Annotated in this window: 16 protein-coding genes; 9 read left to right on the forward strand and 7 right to left on the reverse strand. The window is 51.5% G+C overall.

Going from position 1 to position 18,563, the window contains the following annotated elements; translation table 11 throughout:
• The first annotated feature begins 34 nt into the window (after positions 1-34).
• The 3 genes from J3P34_RS16680 to J3P34_RS16690 all read left to right on the forward strand — a co-directional run bounded on the left by J3P34_RS16680 (position 35) and on the right by J3P34_RS16690 (position 2,377).
• Positions 35-484, forward strand: coding sequence for a hypothetical protein (locus J3P34_RS16680; protein ID WP_210489777.1), 450 nt, complete (start codon positions 35-37; stop codon positions 482-484).
• A gap of 207 nt (positions 485-691) precedes the next feature.
• Entirely contained in the window at positions 692-1,072 is a 381-nt protein-coding gene (locus J3P34_RS16685; protein WP_210489778.1) for a DUF2255 family protein, read from the forward strand.
• 162 nt (positions 1,073-1,234) lie between these two features.
• The gene (locus tag J3P34_RS16690) at positions 1,235-2,377 is read left to right on the forward strand and encodes an acyltransferase (RefSeq protein ID WP_210489779.1); all 1,143 of its coding nucleotides are present in this window, start codon (positions 1,235-1,237) and stop codon (positions 2,375-2,377) included.
• Between the two features lie 158 nt (positions 2,378-2,535).
• On the opposite strand, the gene J3P34_RS16695 is transcribed toward J3P34_RS16690, so the two are convergent.
• The 3 genes from J3P34_RS16695 to J3P34_RS16705 form a co-directional block, all read right to left on the reverse strand.
• Positions 2,536-3,150, reverse strand: a complete 615-nt coding sequence (locus tag J3P34_RS16695) for a DUF2939 domain-containing protein (RefSeq protein WP_210489780.1) — start codon at positions 3,148-3,150, stop codon at positions 2,536-2,538.
• A 253-nt stretch (positions 3,151-3,403) separates the two neighbouring features.
• On the reverse strand, positions 3,404-4,057 hold the full coding sequence (locus tag J3P34_RS16700) for a hypothetical protein (RefSeq protein ID WP_210462531.1): 654 nt from the start codon (positions 4,055-4,057) through the stop codon (positions 3,404-3,406).
• A gap of 118 nt (positions 4,058-4,175) precedes the next feature.
• Complete coding sequence (locus tag J3P34_RS16705) at positions 4,176-4,850, reverse strand: hypothetical protein (protein WP_210489782.1); 675 nt, start codon at positions 4,848-4,850, stop codon at positions 4,176-4,178.
• A gap of 111 nt (positions 4,851-4,961) precedes the next feature.
• Here J3P34_RS16705 and J3P34_RS16710 point away from each other — a divergent pair, with 111 nt between their 5' ends.
• The 5 genes from J3P34_RS16710 to J3P34_RS16730 all read left to right on the forward strand — a co-directional run bounded on the left by J3P34_RS16710 (position 4,962) and on the right by J3P34_RS16730 (position 10,250).
• Positions 4,962-5,405 carry an SRPBCC family protein gene (locus J3P34_RS16710; RefSeq protein ID WP_210489783.1) on the forward strand — a complete coding sequence of 148 codons (444 nt, stop codon included), beginning with the start codon at positions 4,962-4,964 and terminating at the stop codon, positions 5,403-5,405.
• A 129-nt stretch (positions 5,406-5,534) separates the two neighbouring features.
• Positions 5,535-7,022: a 1-hydroxycarotenoid 3,4-desaturase CrtD gene (gene crtD / locus J3P34_RS16715; RefSeq protein WP_210489784.1), complete on the forward strand. Its 1,488-nt coding sequence runs from the start codon at positions 5,535-5,537 to the stop codon at positions 7,020-7,022.
• 165 nt (positions 7,023-7,187) lie between these two features.
• Positions 7,188-8,669, forward strand: coding sequence for a hypothetical protein (locus tag J3P34_RS16720; RefSeq protein ID WP_210489785.1), 1,482 nt, complete (start codon positions 7,188-7,190; stop codon positions 8,667-8,669).
• Between the two features lie 229 nt (positions 8,670-8,898).
• On the forward strand, positions 8,899-9,507 hold the full coding sequence (locus J3P34_RS16725) for a TetR/AcrR family transcriptional regulator (RefSeq protein WP_210489786.1): 609 nt from the start codon (positions 8,899-8,901) through the stop codon (positions 9,505-9,507).
• Positions 9,508-9,641: 134 nt separating this feature from the next.
• Positions 9,642-10,250, forward strand: coding sequence for a TetR/AcrR family transcriptional regulator (locus J3P34_RS16730; protein WP_210489787.1), 609 nt, complete (start codon positions 9,642-9,644; stop codon positions 10,248-10,250).
• A gap of 82 nt (positions 10,251-10,332) precedes the next feature.
• Here J3P34_RS16730 and J3P34_RS16735 read toward each other — a convergent pair whose 3' ends face one another.
• Both J3P34_RS16735 and J3P34_RS16740 read right to left on the reverse strand, forming a co-directional pair.
• Complete coding sequence (locus tag J3P34_RS16735; protein ID WP_210489788.1) at positions 10,333-10,575, reverse strand: DUF6952 family protein; 243 nt, start codon at positions 10,573-10,575, stop codon at positions 10,333-10,335.
• Between the two features lie 8 nt (positions 10,576-10,583).
• Positions 10,584-10,901 carry a thioredoxin family protein gene (locus J3P34_RS16740; protein ID WP_149090075.1) on the reverse strand — a complete coding sequence of 106 codons (318 nt, stop codon included), beginning with the start codon at positions 10,899-10,901 and terminating at the stop codon, positions 10,584-10,586.
• 199 nt (positions 10,902-11,100) lie between these two features.
• On the opposite strand from J3P34_RS16740, the gene J3P34_RS16745 reads away from it, so the two are divergent.
• Positions 11,101-13,818 carry a TonB-dependent receptor plug domain-containing protein gene (locus J3P34_RS16745; RefSeq protein ID WP_210489789.1) on the forward strand — a complete coding sequence of 906 codons (2,718 nt, stop codon included), beginning with the start codon at positions 11,101-11,103 and terminating at the stop codon, positions 13,816-13,818.
• Between the two features lie 52 nt (positions 13,819-13,870).
• On the opposite strand, the gene J3P34_RS16750 is transcribed toward J3P34_RS16745, so the two are convergent.
• Positions 13,871-14,572: a hypothetical protein gene (locus tag J3P34_RS16750; RefSeq protein ID WP_210489790.1), complete on the reverse strand. Its 702-nt coding sequence runs from the start codon at positions 14,570-14,572 to the stop codon at positions 13,871-13,873.
• Between the two features lie 967 nt (positions 14,573-15,539).
• A complete protein-coding gene (locus tag J3P34_RS16755) occupies positions 15,540-18,413 on the reverse strand; it encodes a M16 family metallopeptidase (protein WP_246853759.1) in 2,874 nt (957 codons plus the stop codon).
• Positions 18,414-18,563: the final 150 nt, after the last annotated feature.

Raw genomic sequence — 18,563 nt, forward strand, 5'->3', positions numbered from 1 at the left:
TGTTTGCATCTTAAGGAAATAAAAATAATATATTATGAAACGAATACTCTTAACTACCATAAGTATAGTATTAATTAGCTTTTCTTCATTTGCCCAACGCGGTACTTACACCTTTAATGTCGATCCGGATACGAAGCAAGTTTCCAACTTTATAACGAAGTACTATTTTACCCACATCTATTCTGAAATATTTGGTTCAGATCAAAGCTTACGAACAGATCGGGCAAAAATAAATCTCTATATCCAAATACTTAGTGATGGTACTGGCAAATTAGTTGAAGACATAAACGGAAACCAGAAAGAATTTTTGGTTAGCTCATGTTTCAAACATGAAGACCATTATAAATTTGAAATGACTAATAATGATGGGATGGCAATGGTGGGAACTCTATTTCTAAAGAACAAGAATATAGAAAAATTCACCAGAGAAAGTGCTAATGATATTACCGTTCTATTCCTACCCAATAGCATTCAAGTTAAGTAGTATTTACATAATTGCCCTTGAGACAACCTTCCTTATATAAGTGTCTTTTACAAGCAAATAGAGTTCAATTAAAGTATAAACCTTCCTAAGGGATTTCTATTATTCAGTTCTGCTAAATTTGGGAGTTACTTAGATAATAGCCGAAGAATTTATCCCTTTAGGCAAAAATATCGCCTTTTACAATCTCTAACACTCAAATTAAGATAAGTGGCAAATCATCCCTTTCCTCAGGAATTCATAGACTATTTGGCCTCTCATACACTAGCAGGGGTGAAGGGCGGGAAAGACGGCCATAGATTCTTAGACATCTGGATGGTAGAAGTAAACGGAAGAGTGTTTGCCAGAAGTTGGTCAAAGAGCAATAGAAGCTGGTTCACTGCCTTTAAAGAGGAAGGGATTGGCCAATTGAAGTTCGGAGACAAGATTATTCCGGTGAATGGTAAGCCTTTGACGGATAGCCAAACAAATTCCCTCATAGACCAGGCTTACAAAGAAAAGTACACGCAAGCGCATAATCTGGTTTATGTAAACGGAATCACCCAACCAGAATACCATGAGTATACCATGGAGTTCTTTTATGACGCGTAAGCAAACCTCCTGCTCACTACAATCTTCTTTTTAAGTAAGAAATTTAAAATTTTCATATTAAAGTACCAAAATAATAACGTACTATACGAAAGGAGAAAAAATATTTACCTATTTCGTGTAGCCGCTCTGCTTCGGGTAGGCTGTCCACCTATCTAGACAAGTATGTTAGCAGAAACAACCGCAGGCAAGCCATGGCAACGGATATACACGGAAAAGCACCTCAAAGAGAATTTTGATTACTTTGATTTACTCAAAACCATTGCCATCTATTTTGTGGTGGTCTACCACTGCAGCACCACTGAGATAGACTTCCTGCACCATGCCAGCTTTTCCACGTACGCGTATTACTTCCTTAATTCTGTTCTAAGCACCTGCGTGCCTATTTTCTTCTTTATAAACGGGGCTCTGCTCCTAAACAAACCTACCCTAAACCTTAGAAGACACACGTTTAAGATCATCCGGATGGTATTGCTCGTCACACTTTGGGCGGTTATTACTTTTGCAGCTTTGATGGTGATCAGGGGAGAGACTTTGCCGGTGAAGGAGATCCTCAAAAGCGTGTGGCAGATAAAGGAAGGCTGGACCACCCATCTGTGGTTCTTGCCGGCGTTGGTGGTGATCTATATCTTTTTGCCCCTGTTGTTTACCACCTACAAGCACAGCACCAAAAGCATTTACTTCTTCCTGGCTTTTGTCATGCTGCTCACGTTTGGCAATACGTTTGTAGGCATGCTCCTGACTGCGGCCAGTTTCTTCTCCCAAAGATTCCTGAACAGAGGCTTTGACGTGAACTACTTCGGTGAGTTCAACCCCTTCAGGGGAATCCACGGCTATACCATCGGTTACTTTATCCTGGGCGGACTGCTTTTTGCCAAGCGAGAGATTCTTCACCTTAAGAAATACCGCACACTGGCCTGGATTATTCTCCCACTCTCTATGTTCATGCTATTCTCTTATGGCGTATTGGCCTCTGTGAGGCAGAACAGCATCCTTGACCTGGTTTGGTCTGGCTATGACACCATTTTCACCTTAATCAACGTGGTAGCCATTTTCGTCCTAGTGCTGCCCTACAGACACCGAGGGGTTTGGGGGAAAGTGGTTACGCTTGTTGGCAAGAACTCTTTGGGCATTTACTTCATCCACATCATCATCGGTTCGCTTCTGGAGCCCTATTACAAACCCATGGCTTTCTCAGCTACCCTAGGCATGAATGTGGGGTACACGATGGTCATTCTGTTCAGCTCTTTATTGGCGGTGTGGGCTCTGAGGAAAATACCCGTGGTAAGATCTCTGTTCATTGTATAAGCGGTAAGTGCGTGCCTGGACAAGTCCAGCTATTTTGTAGAGGCCAACCCTAAAAAAAACAGAAAGGAGCACCACCGCTAAGTAGTGCTCCTTTCTTTATGGAAACTGTTTTATACCTGTTTTCAGGAAAACGGCGATAAAGCTTATTCTACCGTAACCTAGTCTTTGTTTTTCTTCCCGATGGAGATTAACTGGGGCAGCACCTCCCCGAAGTTATTCACCCCAACCACCTGCCAGTAATCCTCTTTCTGGAGCATGCGCAATTCCAGCACCAGAGACTCATTGCTGTTCTGGGGTCTTACTTTGAGGCCAACCAGCGCGATGGAATCCTGGCGGTCTATGTGGTCCACGCCTTCAAACTCCAGCTTGGGCAGCATCTTCTCGTTCACCAGGCGGCCCACCGGCAGCAGCTTAACCACATCGGCTACCTCGGGCACCTTCTGCCCAGACACTGTCTCCACGCTCTGGATGAGTTGGTTGCGCACGGCAGAGGTCAGTTGATTTTTCGCTTTTAGTCCTTTTCTGAGCAAGTTGGCGGCTCCTTGCAGCTCTTCTGGTAATAAATCAACAACCATGTTCTGGCTCTGCTCTACAATACTGCTGGAGGTGCGCTTAAAGTCTACGTACTTCTGCAGCTTTTCCATGTCTTTGGCTTCCAGCGCTGCCCTTATCTCCACAATAGAGGCTTCAGGACCAGTTTTTGCCCGGTTATAGAACCAATACCCGCCAGCGCAGAGCGCCACCACTACCAAGAGAAGTAAAATCTTTTTCATGTAAGAATGTATAATTAAATCTTGATCAATAAATACAAAAGACAGCCTTTTTCCGGCGCAGAAGGCTAGTAATATTACTAAAAATATTTAACATACCATTATTTATAGACCCCACCTGGCATACCTCTTTTTACTTCATGGAGGCTTTGGGCCCACTTTCAGGAAAACAGCCCTATAACAGCATCGCCCCCTGATAACCATGTATCAGGGGGCGATGTCAGCCTAAAACTTAGATGCGGCTTAAGCCTTCAGATTAGCTTTTGGTATAAGGAAATTTCTTGGAGGCTTTGCGCATAATGGTAGTGATAATGGAGTTGGTATCGCTCCCGAAGCTGCGCGACAGGCTTTTCTCGTATTTCCAGAGCAGATCGCCGGAGGCGCCGTCATAGATGTTGATGGCGGTTTTACCGGAGTTGGTGGCGCCGGAGAAACCTACGGCCAAGGTCATGGCCAGGGCCGCACCGTCAGACATTGGCTTGTCGGTGCTGAAAGTACCGGTGATGATACCGTCCACGCCCAGTACTTTAGACAACTCAGCAGGGGTGAAGCTCTTGATATTTTCCGGGGTGATGTTGTTTTTGAGCAGGATGGCGTTGGTAGTGGCTGCATCCTGGAAACCAATGGTGTAGTCATCCTTGCTGCTCACTTTCAGAAAATAAGTCTGTAGGGCGCTCTGTACGGCCAGGCCTTCTTTCACTTCCATCTCCTTGATCTGCTCTGGCGTCATGCTTTTCATCTGGTTAGGACGCAAGCCAATTTTGGTGTCAAAGGGCAGGATGGCAATCATTTTGTGCGATTTGGCAATGCTGGCGAACGCCGGGTTGGTGTAGATTTCCTTTGTTTGGGCAGAGGCACCCAAGCTTACCAGCAAGGCCACCAGGATGAAAAATAATGAAGTTGATCTCATGATAATTGGTTTTTTTAGAATGAAGGGTTAATACTGGTTTTCAGGTGAACTTACAAATTTTAATTAATTATTTACTATATAGTAAACAGCTTATTTAGCAAAAACTTTGCCCTGCAGACTACTTCATTTTGGCGTAAGGAATTTGCCGGGTGGCTTTGCGGGTAATGGCTTTGATGATGTTGTGGGTATCGCTGCCAATACCTCTGGACAAAGCCTTGTCATAGCTCCACAGCAGATCTCCCGAGGCTCCGTCATAGATCCGCATCATGGTGTTGCCGGAGTTGGTAGGCCCGGCACCGCCCACGTAAGGCGTATAAAGGAAAGTGTAGATCGCGACGGCCGCTGCCACCGCCGTGGAAACCGGCTTCTCGGTGGTGAGGGAGCCTACCAGTACCGCATCCACGCCCAACATCTGGGCCAGTTCGGCGGGCAGATAGTTGGGGATTTCCTCCGGTTGGATGTCGTGCTCTTTCAGGATGGTGTTGGTCACGTTCACGTCCTGCACGGCTACCTTTTCTCCGTCTTTGTTCACCTTATTGAGAAAATGGATCTGAAACGCGCTCTGCACCGCCCTGCCATGCTGCAACTCCAGCGCGTACAGCTGCTCAGGGGTCAGTTTGCGCATCTGGTTCGGCCGCAGGCCCACCTGCACATCAAAGGGAAGGATAGCAATGGTTTTATGGTGTTTGGCCGCCGCAGCAAAAGCAGGGCTGGTGTACATGTTCCGGGAATGGTTACAGCTGCCCAGTCCTACCACTATCATCGTCATGATCACCAGAAGCGTAATTCTCATTTTCTTTTTACAGGTTGATGCTTACTTTAACAAATGCTTTCCTTCTTTGCGGGCCTTTTACCGGAACAATGCCGCAGGGAACAGGTTAAGTAACTGTACCAATTTGCCGGCATGAAACTCCATCTCCAGTTCAAGGTAGCCCAGCACCACCGGGCTATTCTAGAAGGTTTTACAGTAGACCTGTTCAGGGCCCTTTCACCCCCATTCCCCCAGCTAAAAATTTTACGTTTCGATGGAAGTTTCCCCGGTGACAGGGTGGAGATAGAACTGCAGGCTGGCCCCATCAGGCGCCGCTGGACCAGCCTTATCACCGAGCGGGAGGAAAACGAGCGGGAAAGCTGGTTTGTGGACGAGGGCCAGGAACTGCCGGCACCTTTGACCTTCTGGCGCCACCGCCACCTCATCACCCAGGAGAAAGGGTACAGCATCATCCATGAGCAGATTGAGTTCCGCACCGGTTCCCGCCCCCTGGATCTGCTGCTTTACCCCGTCATGTATGCGCAGTTCTCCTTGAGAGGACCGGTGTACCGCCGGTTCTTCGGGAAGGTGGGGTAGGAGGGTTTAGAGGCTGTTTTCGGGAAATTGGGCCTGAAACGTAATGGCCTGGAAAGAGATTCTTCCAACCTTTTGCCCGGGGAACAGGTTATGGTCTGGAAAAAGCGCGAAACTGCGTAGATTGGCGATATGGCAAAAGCAGTAGTAATTGGTTCGGGCATTGGGGGCATCGCGGCGGCTATCAGGCTGGCGGTGAAAGGGTCCGCCGTGACGGTGCTGGAAACGAACGCCTCCTTCGGGGGGAAAATGACGCAGTTCACCCTGCCGGGTGGCTATAGGTTTGATGCCGGCCCCTCGTTGTTCACGCTGCCGCACCTGGTAGACGACCTGTTCAACCTTGCCAACCGAAATCCCAAAGACTACTTCCAATACCAGCGCTTGCCCATTGTCACCCAATACTTCTGGCCCGACGGAACGCGCCTCACCGCCCATGCCGCCGCAGACGATTTCGCCCGCGAAGTAGAGAGCAAACTGGGTATTCCGCAAGAAAAACTGCACCGGCACCTGGAGAAAGTGGCCCGCCTGTACCACGCCACCGCTAATACGTTCCTGCATAAATCGCTGCACAAACTTGATACCTACCTCAGCCCCGATGTGCTGAAGACGCTGCCGGCCCTGCCCGAGTTGGGCCTCACCACTACCATGCATGCTGCCAACGCCCGCGCCTTCTCAGACCCGCGCCTGGTGCAACTTCTGGACCGATACGCCACCTACAACGGCTCAGACCCTTACCAGGCACCCGGCACCCTCAACCTTATTCCGCACCTGGAATTCAACATAGGCGCGTTCTACCCGCAGGGTGGTATTTACGCCATCGCGGAGAGTCTGGTGAGGCTGGGGGAGGAGTTAGGCGTGCAATTCAGGTACAATGAACCGGTTACGGAAATCATTACCCAGGGAGGAAAGGCCACGGGCGTGCGCACGGCGCAGGGTACGTATGAAGCCGAGGTAGTAGTCAGCAACATGGACGTAGTGCCTACTTACCGCAAGCTGCTGCCCAAACAACCCGCGCCGGAGAGAACCTTGCGGCAACCGCGCAGCAGCTCGGCGCTTATCTATTACTGGGGTATTTCGCGCACTTTCCCTGAGCTAGACCTGCACAACATCTTCTTCAGCCAGGATTACCAGCAGGAATTTGCGCACATCTTCCAGAAAGGCACCATTGCCGAGGACCCTACGGTGTACGTGAACATCACCTCCAAATACACGCCAGAAGATGCACCTGCCGGGCACGAGAACTGGTTTGTGATGGTGAACGTACCGCACAACGCCGGGCAAGACTGGAACGAACTCATCCGGAAAACGCGGCAGCAGGTGGTCAGGAAAGTAAGCCAGGCCTTAGGTGTGGACCTGGAAGCACTTATTACGGTGGAGAAGGTCTGGGACCCCCGCGGCATTGAGGCAGATACGTCTTCTTTTGCGGGTGCCCTGTACGGTAGTTCTTCTAATAACATGATGGCGGCTTTCCTGCGGCATCCTAACTTCACCAATAAACTCAAAGGCCTGTACTTTGTAGGCGGCAGCGTACACCCGGGCGGCGGCATTCCGCTGTGCCTGCTCTCGGCCAAAATAGCGGCAGACTTAGTGCCGGTGGTAAGATCAGAGGTGCAGGCCTGAGGCAAGCGTTTTCATTTTAAGCTCCTTTTCTGAAAACAGGCTGAAATCTGGTTTCCGCCCTATGGAAGATTACCTTGGCTACGGGTGGTTTTTCTGGGGCAATTGTTGTTCTTTGCAGACACTGAACTTCAAAGTCCGTCATCCTAAACCGTTTCCAGAAACTGCTTGAGAACGCCTTTTGCTTCATCGGTCCGGCAGGCGCTGCCCGTGGTGCTTCCCTTTGCGGGGCTCATGGTGTGGCTCACGTGGCATGTGCGGGATAACGGCTTTTTCTGGGACAGTATTCTGCTGGCTTCTAAATACGGGCAGTGGTACTACCAGACCAGGTTCACCACCTTGTATGTGCCGGAACAGATGGCGGGCTACCCGCCGCTCTTCGGGATGTATTTGGCGGCCGGGTGGCATCTATTTGGGAAATCCGTAGCGGTGAGCCATTTCTTGATGCTCCCTTTCCTGCTGGGTATTGTCTGGCAGGTGTATCTGCTGACCCGGCGCTTTCTGCCTTCTTCCTGGGTTCTCCTGGGCATGCTCCTCATTTTCCTGGACCCAACGGTACTGGCCCAAAGCGCGCAGGTGGCCCCGGATATTGTACTGCTGTTCTTCTACCTGGTCTGCCTCAATGCTATTCTGCAACATCGGCCGGTGCTTCTTGCGGTGGCGCTGGGGTTCATGGCCATCCATACGCCCAGGAGCCAGATCATGCTGGTGGCGGTGTTTTTCACGCACTTGTTTCTGCTTTGGCAGGAATACGGGAAACTGTCTGTACCAGCGCTGGGCAAATTGCTTCTGCCGTACGTGCCCGCGGGTTTGCTGCTTCTTCTCTGGCTGTGGCTGCATTACCGGCACTTCGGGTGGGTGGGGTACGCGCCTTCCTCAGACTGGAGCGCGTATGCGGGCATTGTCAGCGCCCAGGAATTTGCCCGCAACCTGTTCCTGATCAACTGGCGGCTCATTGACTTCGGGCGGGTGGGTCTGTGGCTTACGGGGCTCATTTTGCTCTGGCGGATAAGGAATGAGTTTGCCCAACCCACGAAGGAACTGCTCATCCTGTTGCTGGTCCCGCTCTTGACCTTGATAGCGGTGCTGGTCTGGTTCACCAACCCCATCGGGCATAGGTACTGGCTGGTGGTGTATGTCTTGCTAGGGCTGCTGGCGGTGCATCTGCTGGACCAGGTCCTGACGCGGCGGGTTGGGCTCACCGTGTACCTAATTCTGGCTGCGAGTTTAATAAGCGGGCACTTCTGGGTTTACCCCGAGCGAGTGGCCAAAGGCTGGGATGCCACACTGGCCCACTTGCCCTACTTTGAACTGCGCCGCCAGATGATCGCCTATCTAGACCGCCAGCAGATCCCGTGGCAGGAGGTGGGCAGCGATTTCCCCAACCTAGCCGCTCCCGCTGACACGGATCTCACCCATGACTTCCGGCAGTTCCCAGCCAAGGACCTCACCCGCCAAACCTACATCTTCTACTCTAATGTGTTCAACGGCTTCAATGACTACGAACTGGCCGAGTTAAGACACCACTGGGTCGTGATTCATGAGGTAAAGAAAGGCCAGGTATACATGCGCCTGTACCGGAAGAAGAAAGCCCTTTACCATCATCAGCAAACAGCACTGTCTCTGTTGAAACATCCCGTTGGTTTATAGGCTGTTTTTGCCAAACAAGGCTATAAATGGGTGTTGATAATACTTCCTTTTTCTTCCTTTCCTGAGGCCTTAAACAATTCAACCATTACTGAATATCAGCAACATGTAAGTGTTTGTGGATAATAAATGGTGGTCTGAAATAACCCTTTATCCACCCTATTTAAAGCTTTGTTCTCATCTAAAATTTACTATATTTGTTAAGCCCACCCCTGCTTAATGGAACCCGAAAATGACCAAGGACGAGCTCTTACGCACGGCCATGCGCTCCTTCTCTGCCAACGGTGTCAAAGACTTAACAGAGCGGCAGCTCATGCAGAACTTCGGTTTATCTGTGGAGGACTTCAACCAGTCTTTCACCGATAAGGAGGACTTCCTGCGCCAAGCCGTGGAGCTTTACCTGTCTGAGCAGAAAGAGATCCAGGACAAGCTTCTGCTGGAGGTAGACCATTCCATAGGCAAGATCATGCAGGTCATTAAGCAGCACGTGAGACAGCTGCAGCAGATCAACCCCAACTATTTCATCCAGCTCCAATACCTTTATCCCCGCATCTGGACCCTTTATCTGCGCCACGCCCAGATGCATTCTTATTACCTTTTCCATGACTTGCTGAACAAGGGCATTCAGCAACAGATTTTCCGGCCAGATCTCAACATTGAGGTAGTCACCAAGGTACTGCTGGAACAGATCAATATCTTGCTGAACCAGGCCCTTTTCCCGCCCCACCGTTACAACCTGTCTGAGGTTTTCAGGGGCATTTTCCTGTATTACCTCAAAGGCATTTCCACTGAGAAGGGCAACAAAGAACTGGAGAACTTTTTCTCTAGTTTTACTCTTTAGCCTACCACCGGGCTTTTTGCTCCTTTCTGCGGGAAGTACCTATTTCCGCTAGAAAGAAAACAATATCTTTGTGGTTCGTAAGCCATTGAATTGCGCGCCATTATCTGGTTTTAACCCGATTTTTCAGATTATAGATGACATTTAAGCAAACTGTTTTACAGGAAGTGCTCAACCTTTTCAGGCAGGAGGGCGTGGCCCATTTGAATGAACAGGAAATCCTGGACCGTGTTGATATCTCCTCGGCCACGTACCGGGAGTTTTTCAAGGGAATGGAAGATTTGGTCACCCAGGTGGTGCAGTATGATCTGGAAAGCCGCAAAAAAGACCATGAACGTATCTTTGCTGGGGAGCCTAGCCCGCTTCGGCGGCTGCTTCTGGTGGTGAAACTGGGCCTGGACACGCTGCGCTCCTCGCAGCCTACCGTGCTCATGGAAATCCAGGAGAACTACCCCGCCGCCTGGGCTCTTTACTGGAACCACTCCAATGACTATACCACGCACCTGCTGTATGACCTACTCAATGAGGGCGTGCTGCAAAAGGAATTCCGGCAGGATCTTAACATTCAGCTGGTCACCAAGATCATGCTGGAGCAATTGGGCCTGGTTGTGAACCCAATGACGTTCCCGCCAGACAGGTTTGACATCTCTGAGGTTTTCCGGAGTGTATTCCTGTACTACATACGCGGCATCTGTACGGAGGAAGCCATGAAAACCGCCGAGGATTTCTTTTCTAAGCTACGGTAAACCGTTTCATACCTCTTTTAACAAAAAAAGCCTGCTAAACATCTTTAGCAGGCTTTTTTGGTTTTACGGCAACGTCTCTGTCTTAGCTGATAGAGATACGTACCTTTTGGGTGAACTCGCGCAGGGCGGTCTTGAAATCAGAGTTATGGTCGCCCATGTGGTTCAGGATCCAGATGGCGCCAAACACGTGGGTCAGTTTCTCGCCTTCGTCGGCGCCTTCAATCTCAAAGGCAGGGGTTTCTTCGTTGATCAGTTGCTCCTCGGCTTCGCGCAGGCTCTCAATGGTCTGCGTTTCCACCAGTTTCTTGATGGCTGGTATCTTCATGGGGGAAATTAGGCTAGTTTACGAACCATTTCGGTTACAAAGTCTTCTTTGCTGGTGGCAGCGCCTTCTACCAGTTCGCCGTTTTTGAATACCGCGAAGAAAGGCAGGTTGGTTACGCCGGCCAGTTTGCGGGCCTCGGGGCTGGTCTCCGCGTTCACATCCACAAAAGCCACGTTCGCGAACTCCTCGTTGCCAGACATGCGCTTGAATTTAGGGGAAAACAGACGGCAGTTGCCGCACCAATCGGCGAAATACTTCACCACCACGCGCTCGTTATTCTTGAGCACATCCTGGAAATCTGTATCGGTAGCTTGGATAATAGCCATAGGTTTAAATATGAAGGTACATTAAAATTTCAAATCTTACGCAAATTTAACGCTTTTGCCCTCTTTTTCAGAAATAAAGCCCAAAATACGCCTGTCACTTTTATTATGTAAAAGACCGAAGTAAATTACGTTGTCTCTGGAAAGCGCCGGATGTACTCAGGTCTTGGTGCTTTTTCAGGGCCTTAATCATTCTTGCCGTATGTCATTTCGCCGTTTTCCCAAAAGCTTTTTCTTTCTCCTGCTGGCCATGGTGGGCCTTTTGGCAGCCTTTGCGCCGCCGGCCTGGCAGCAGAATGAGGTCATTAACCGGGTAGTAGCCAAACTCACCACGCTGCACAACAAATACCCGCAGGAGAAAGTGTACCTGCACCTGGACAAACCGTACTATGCCGCCGGCGAGGACATCTGGTTCAAGGCTTACCTGGTCAACGCGCATGACCACGTGCCCAGCGACATGAGCAAGGTGCTGTACGTAGAATTGATCACCCCAGACAACACGTTCTACAAGACCAGCGTGGTGCGACTGGACAAAGGCAAAGGCCACGGCGATTTCTCCCTGCCCGATGACATGCCCGAGGGCACTTACCGGCTGCGCGCCTACACCAGTTGGATGCAGAACTTTGACGAGGCCTATTTCTTTCACCAAAACATCACCGTCTGGAGCCCCCGCAAAAACGACGTAGTTACTACCACCGCTTTCACCTTCAAGCCCCAACCCTCCGGCGACTCTGTGCTGGTGAACCTGCGCCTGCAGAACTACGCGGCAAAGCCTTTGGCCCAGACCACTTTTTCCTACTCCACCAACTTTGACAAAATAGGGTCCGCCAAAAAGGCCACTACCTCTGCTGAGGGTAAATCTTCCCTGCGGTTGTTTCTGCCCCATAATGAGACCTCAAGCCCTAAACTCTTTCTGACCATAGAGCAACAGGCCGGCAACCTCAACCGCACCATTGCCATTCCTACGCCCAAAGACCAACTGGATGTGCAGTTCTTCCCCGAGGGTGGCCATCTGGTAGCTGGTCTCTGGAATATGGTAGGTTTCAAAGCGGTAGATGCCAATGGCGTGGGCAAAGACGTGCAAGGCGCCATTTACAACCAGCAGGGCCAGAAAGTAGTTGATTTCAAAAGCCTCAAGTTTGGGATGGGCCGCCTGGGCTTCATCCCCGAGGCCAACCAGCAGTACATGGCCCGCATTACTTCTCCTAAAGGCGCAGCGAAGGAATACCCCTTGCCGGTGCCGCAGAAAAAAGGCTTCGTCTTCTCAGTAGACGGCAAATCGGGGCCTAACATCAGGGTCAAGTTCTACAGCCTGGGCTTTAAACAGGACAGCGTGGGCAAACCCAAGTCTCTGCACCTAGTGGCACAGGTACGCGGCGAGGTGCTGTACGCAGCCTCCAGCCCAGTAGCCCAGGAGGTCTTCCAGATGGAAGTGCCCAAAAACAAGTTCCCCTCCGGACTGGTGCAGTTCACGGTCTTCTCTGAGACCGGTGAGCCCCTGGCCGAGCGCCTGGTGTTTGTAAACCACGCTCCGCAGGTACAAATGACCATCACCCCAGACAAGCCCGCCTACAAACCCCGCGAGAAAGTGACGCTGCAACTGCAGGCCAAAGACGAGACCGGCGCCCCCGTGGCTGGAAACTTCTCCCTGGCCATCACCGACCAGAAAACCGTCACCCCTTCGCCGCACGTGGCTAATCTGGTGTCTTACCTACTCCTCAGCTCAGATCTGAAAGGGCACGTGGAAGACCCTTCCTACTACTTCAGTTCGGCTGCGCCCGAGGTGGTGCTTGCCCTGGATAACCTTTTGCTCACCCAAGGCTGGCGCAGGTTTGTCTGGAAAGAGATTCTGCAAGACAAGTTCCCGCAGCTGCCGTACCGCGCCGAAAGGGACCTGTACGTGAGCGGCACGGTGACCAAGATCACTGGTCAGCCGGATGCCTACTCAGACATCATGCTCATGAACGGCAACAACCCCATGGCCACCATCAAACTCCAGACCGATGACCGCGGCAAGTTCCAGTTCAGCCTGGCCGGTTTCCCGGATACCTCCAGCATTACGGTACAATCTGCCAAGGGCGTGGCTTCCGCCTTTGTGGAGTTGGACAACAACCTGCCGCAGATCCAAGCCTTCCCGCAAGTACCGTATGAGCCTATTCCGGCGCCGTATTCCAACGAGGTTTGGGCTTACCTGCAGCGCAACCGCGAGCAGCTGAAACTGGACCAGTTCTCAGGTAAGAGCGGCATCTTGCTCCAGCAGGTAAACGTGCGCGGCAAGAAACAACAGGAGGAGTTCAAACCCGCTGCCGGTAGCCTGCACACCACCGCCGATCGCGTGTTAAGGGGATCTGAACTTCCGCGCGGCATAGACATCATCCAGGGCTTGCAGGGCCGGGTAGCCGGTTTGCAGGTTACCAACGGCATGGTGAGCATGCGGGGTGGGGGACAGCCCCTGTTCCTGATAGACGGCACCCAGACAGATGCCTCCTTTGTCCAATCTTTGAACCCCAACCAGGTAGAAGCGATAGAGATCCTGAAACCGGGGGCTTCCTCAGCCATGTACGGCTCCCGCGGTGGGAACGGAGTCATTGCCATCACCACCAAGAAAGGACCTGATAAGAGCGAGAGACCAGCTGGTTCGGGGAAAATGCCGGGCATGGCTACCTACCAGGGACTGTACTTCCAGAAAGCGCGTGAATTCTACCTGCCCCGCTATGATAAGCCAGACACCAGCAACGTGGTCATGCCAGACCTGCGCACCACGCTTGTCTGGAACCCAAGCATCCAGACAGACGCCTCCGGTAAAGCCGAGATCACCTTCTTCACCGCTGACCAGAGAACCACCTACCGGGCTGTCTTAGAGGGGATGACTCCTACCGGTAAGCTGGGGCATCTAGCCACCACGTTCCAGGTGAGGTAAGGCTTTTGGCTCATTTTAGAGAAACCGAGGCAGAAACTGGTTACTATCGTTCTTATTCGGATTTGGCAGTATCAGGCTTGGTCCCGAAGAACCCGCCCCGTCCGCGTCGGGAGGGCTTGGTCTTCAACGTGATCTGCTCAATGATTTTCTGACGAGGGAATAAGATAACCCATATGCCTCTTACCTGTCCTTCCTCAAAGCCGTTGGGCTGGCCCTGCGCCGAGAACACGCGCAACTGATCCAGGGTGGAGGAGGTATAGTCCAAGAGGCTGGGCTCATCGCAGCTGGCGCAGTTCCTTCTTTTAATCTCAATAGGCCATTGGTATTGGAAAAGGCCCTCGCGCACCTGCAGTTCCACGTGGGGCACCGGTTTTCCGCCCTCGGCAAGAAGCTGGTTCTGGGTCAGGAACTGTTTGGCCTCGTTCTCAGAACTGAACTTCTGCCGGGTTAAGGTGGCGTTGTAGCGTTGCAGGATGCTGTTAACTGTAGGCAGTTTGTCTGGTTGGGCCACAAACAACGCCTGCTCTTTAGGCTGGCTCTCGGCTAGCTGCAGGAAAGCGCCCTCCACCAACCTGATGATGGTATCGCCGGCCAGCAAGGCCTGCTTCTCCATGTCTTCCTGCGTGATCCGCTTCACTTTGTGGCGCTCAGCCTCCACGGCCATTTCCTTACCTCGCTCCAGTTTTTCCGGCTCACAGGCCAACGTGAAAAAGCTAAGCGCAAGCAGGACTAAGTATGAATTCTGTTTTATCATGGGTATCAATGCAAACCAACGCCTCAGGCGCCTTACAAATGGCAAAGATGGGGCTTGGATAGCTTATACACAACGTACGGTTTCCCGCTTGGGGGAGTTAGATAAAAGCTTTTGGTAATGGTGGGCTTTTGCCGTGTTTTTGGAAAATAGGCCTGAAGGGAATAAGGTGATTGATTCTCCGCGCTTTTCTATTTTGCTGCCATTTTGATGGGTATAGGTGGTGGTTCCTTTTCTAATTTCTCTTTCTCTGGTTCAAGTCTGTGACTTGGACCTAGCATGGGCTGCAGTTTGCAACTGCAGTGAGGTGCTAGCCTCAAAACCATTTTTTGGGCCTTTACTTTCTACTACCTTTCTACCAAGCCTCAAGGCTGCAGATGCGCTCTGCGGGCGTTTGTCACTTTTCTCCTTGATGAGAAAAGTAACCAAAAGAATCAAGAAGCCTCCAACTCGCTGACGCTCGGACAGTGAGGCTTCACTTAAAGTACCACCCGGCTAAAGCTATCTTTTGCATTGCCAACGCAGGCCATTGCCACCTGAACTGTTCTTCTGTGCGGCGGGCCGGGCCTTGGCCTCACTGTAGGCCTTCGCCCCGGCCCGCCGCAGGATACAGATGGTTATGGTGTCTTCTCGGAGTACCTGATCATGTAGAGACAAGGCATGCCTTGTCTCCAGCGGGTTTCCTTCGCAAAGGACAGACGCTACCTGAAAGGGGCACCCACAAGAGGTGCCCCTACATTTCTTTCCGTTCTCTCGCAACCTCACTCGCCGTTGTTGGTGTTATCACCAACAACCAGAACTACGGCTCAACAACCTTCTCACGCATTGCTAGATTCCCCTCCTCAGAGGAGTTGGGGTGGGTTCACGCTTCTTAGGCATTTCCTCCAAAATAGCCCTGAAACAAAGCCAAAAAGAAAAGCCCGCTGCGTGGGCAACGGGCTTTTGGTATAAGCAAGAAGGTTCTTCCGGCTTATTTGTTTTGCAATACTACCGGCTCTCCCAAGCCCAGGTCTTTGAGACCAGCTAATTGGGTTTTGGCGTCGCCTACTACTACGTAGACCATTTTGTTGGGGTCAATGTAGTTGTTGATAAGGCTCTTGGCCTGCGTGTAGCTCAGGTTCTGGATAGCGGATTCGTTCTGTTTGAGGTAATCCAGGGGCAGGTTGTAGGTGCTGATGTTTTCCAGCAAGCCTACCAGGCTGCCCAGGGTTTCGTAGCTCAACGCAGTCTCTTTGACCAAAGCGCCTTTAGTGGTAGCCAGGTCCTGCTCGGTGTAGGTAGTACCGTAAGTTTTCAGGATTTCATCCAGGGTCTGCAGGGATTCCCTAGTCACGTTGGTACGTACGCTGGAAGAAGCGGCAAATATACCTGGCGCGGTTGGTCGGCGCGAGAAGCCCGATCCGGCCCCGTAGGTGTAGCCTTTCTGCAGACGCAGCACGTTGAACAGGGTAGAGGCCGAGCCGGCGCCCAGTTTGTGGTTGATAGCCTGCAAGGCGGCATAGTCTGGGGAGCCCACTGGCACGGCCAGGTAACCCGCGTAAATCACTGATTGCTTCGCGTCTGGCTGGTCTATGAAGTACAGACGGGCGGCTGGTTTATTAGTAGCAGTGATTGGCGTAGGCAAGCTAACGTTTTTAGCGGCCCATTTCTGCTCCAGACCCGCCAATGCTTTGGCTACCTCGGCCTGTTTCACGTTACCGGCCACCTGGAAACTGGCGATGCTCGGCGAGAAGTTTTTCTGGTAGTAATCCTTCAGGTCCTGCAGCGTGATGCCCTGCACCGTTTCCATGGTCCCGATGGTAGGGTAGGCAAAGCGGCTGTTCTCGCCGTACAACACTTTGTTGAAGGCCAGCGAGGCGATGCTACCCGGGTTGGCCTGGTTCTGCTTTATTTGGTTCAGTTTCGCCTGCTTGGCTTTGGCAAACTCGGCTTCGTCCCAGCGCGGCTCCAGCAGAATCTCCTCCACCAGTTTCATTACCTGCGGGAAGTTGCGGGAAAGCGTGTTGCCCGAGATGGTGATGTCCTCAGAGGATGAATTCACGTTGACGAAGGCTCCTAATTGCCCAATGGCTTCCTCCAGCTGCTGCGGGGTCTTGTTTTTGGTACCTTCCATGAGCATGGCGTCCACCAGTGAGGCGGTGCCTATCTTCTTGGCATCATCCAGCTGCATGCCGCCTTTGATCTGGATGCTAAACTGCACCAACGGCAGTTCGTTCTGCTCAATGCCGTAAACTTTCATGCCGTTTTTGAGCTGCGAGGTCCAGATAACAGGGGCTTTGAAGCTGAAGTTCTTGCTCAACTCCGGCATTTTGCTGCGGTCAATTTTAGACGGCGTTTTCACGAAGGTAGTCGGTTCCTTGCCGGTATTGGCTCCTTCGGCGCCGGCCACTACTTTCTCCTCCACTACCTCGGCTTTCACGGCACCTTTCAGCGCCAGCTCTTCCTGGCCTTTCGGTACGAAGCTGGTCGCTACATAGGGTTTGCCTTTGATGTACTTGCGGTACACGTTCATGATGTCCTGTGCGGTCACGGCCTGCGTCATGGCGATGTCTTTCTTCGCGAAGCTTGGGTCACCGGCAAACTCATTGTACTGGGCTAATTGAAAGGCCTTGTTCAGCAAGCTGGAGATACCGTTGTATAAAGCAGTTTCCTGGCGGATTTTCAGGCGCTCCAGTTCTTTCTCGTTCACGCCTTCTTTCTCAAACTTGTCAAAGGCGGCGAACACGGCAGCCTGCACCTCGTCCAGATCCTTCTTATCGAAAGCGCGCACCCGCACTCTGAAGGTACCGGCAATCTCGGCTGATGACTGGCCCGCAGAGGCACCAGGCGCCAGTTTCTTCTCCTCTACAATGATGCGCTCAAACGGCGAGTTCTTGCCATCAGATAACAGGCTGCCTAACATGTTCAAGGCGTAAGAGTCTTTGTGGTACTGCTCTACCGTGGGGTACACCATGGTAAGCTCCGGCAGGTTGGCGAAGTTATCCACATGGAAAAGTGACTTGGTAGCCGCCAGTTTCACCGGCATAGGAGCTAAAGGTTTCACTGGGGCGTGTGGCTTCAATTCCCCGAAATACTTCTCTACCAGTTTCTTGGCATCGGCGGATTCAAAGTCTCCGGTGAGTACCAGCGTGGCGTTGTTCACACCGTACCATTGTTCATAAAATTCCTTTACATCGCCTAACGTAGCATTCTGCAGGTCTTCCAGTGACCCGATCACCTCCCAATTATACGGGTGGCTTGCCGGATACAGGTTCTTCAGGATCACATAGTTGGTGTGTCCGTAAGGCTGGTTATCCACACGCTGGCGCTTCTCGTTTTTCACCACCTGCTTCTCATTCTCCAGGCCCCACTCACTCACAGTATTGATGAAAAAGCCCATGCGGTCAGACTCCATCCAAAGGATTCTCTCCAGCGCGTCTTTGGGAACCACCTCGTAATACACAGTGCCATCGGTGAAGGTACCGCCGTTGAACGTACCCCCGATCTGGTTCACGTTCTTGATGAAGTTGCCCTTGCCCACGTTCTCTGAGTTCTGGAACAGCATGTGCTCAAAGAAGTGTGCGAATCCCGTGCGGCCTGGCTTCTCACGGTTAGAGCCTACGTGGTACATGATGGCCACCGCTACCTTGGGGTCTGATTTGTCCTGGTGCAACACCACTTCCAGTCCGTTGGCCAACTTGTACTTCTCAGACTTCAGATCGAATTGCGGGGTAGCGGTGGAAGATTTGGCCGCGGTTTTGGCGGCAGGTTTCTTGGAGGCCTGCGCCCATACGCTTTGGGCAGGGCTCAAGGCCATACTGCCCATCAACACAGAAAGGCAAGCTACTTTTAATCTTCTGTTCATGGTAAGGGAAAAGGGTTTGTTCTCTTGTTTAGATAAGACCTACAGCGGCCGGTGTATTAGTAGGGAAAGATAGGTATTTATTACAGCCAACACCTTCCTTTTCATTTCAGGTTTCCTTTCTGTTTTAGGCCTGTTTTCCAGAAAACACCG

This window comes from Rufibacter aurantiacus (assembly GCF_017916345.1).
GTDB lineage: Bacteria > Bacteroidota > Bacteroidia > Cytophagales > Hymenobacteraceae > Nibribacter > Nibribacter roseolus.

Bases quoted from the DNA above. Each gene is read 5' to 3' on its own strand.
- J3P34_RS16680 (WP_210489777.1), top strand. From the start codon at position 35: ATGAAACGAATACTCTTAACTACCATAAGTATAGTATTAATTAGCTTT.
- J3P34_RS16690 (WP_210489779.1), top strand. From the start codon at position 1,235: ATGTTAGCAGAAACAACCGCAGGCAAGCCATGGCAACGGATATACACG.
- J3P34_RS16695 (WP_210489780.1), bottom strand. From the start codon at position 3,150: ATGAAAAAGATTTTACTTCTCTTGGTAGTGGTGGCGCTCTGCGCTGGC.
- J3P34_RS16700 (WP_210462531.1), bottom strand. From the start codon at position 4,057: ATGAGATCAACTTCATTATTTTTCATCCTGGTGGCCTTGCTGGTAAGC.
- J3P34_RS16705 (WP_210489782.1), bottom strand. From the start codon at position 4,850: ATGAGAATTACGCTTCTGGTGATCATGACGATGATAGTGGTAGGACTG.
- J3P34_RS16710 (WP_210489783.1), top strand. From the start codon at position 4,962: ATGAAACTCCATCTCCAGTTCAAGGTAGCCCAGCACCACCGGGCTATT.
- crtD (WP_210489784.1), top strand. From the start codon at position 5,535: ATGGCAAAAGCAGTAGTAATTGGTTCGGGCATTGGGGGCATCGCGGCG.
- J3P34_RS16725 (WP_210489786.1), top strand. From the start codon at position 8,899: ATGACCAAGGACGAGCTCTTACGCACGGCCATGCGCTCCTTCTCTGCC.
- J3P34_RS16730 (WP_210489787.1), top strand. From the start codon at position 9,642: ATGACATTTAAGCAAACTGTTTTACAGGAAGTGCTCAACCTTTTCAGG.
- J3P34_RS16735 (WP_210489788.1), bottom strand. From the start codon at position 10,575: ATGAAGATACCAGCCATCAAGAAACTGGTGGAAACGCAGACCATTGAG.
- J3P34_RS16740 (WP_149090075.1), bottom strand. From the start codon at position 10,901: ATGGCTATTATCCAAGCTACCGATACAGATTTCCAGGATGTGCTCAAG.
- J3P34_RS16745 (WP_210489789.1), top strand. From the start codon at position 11,101: ATGTCATTTCGCCGTTTTCCCAAAAGCTTTTTCTTTCTCCTGCTGGCC.
- J3P34_RS16750 (WP_210489790.1), bottom strand. From the start codon at position 14,572: ATGATAAAACAGAATTCATACTTAGTCCTGCTTGCGCTTAGCTTTTTC.
- J3P34_RS16755 (WP_246853759.1), bottom strand. From the start codon at position 18,413: ATGAACAGAAGATTAAAAGTAGCTTGCCTTTCTGTGTTGATGGGCAGT.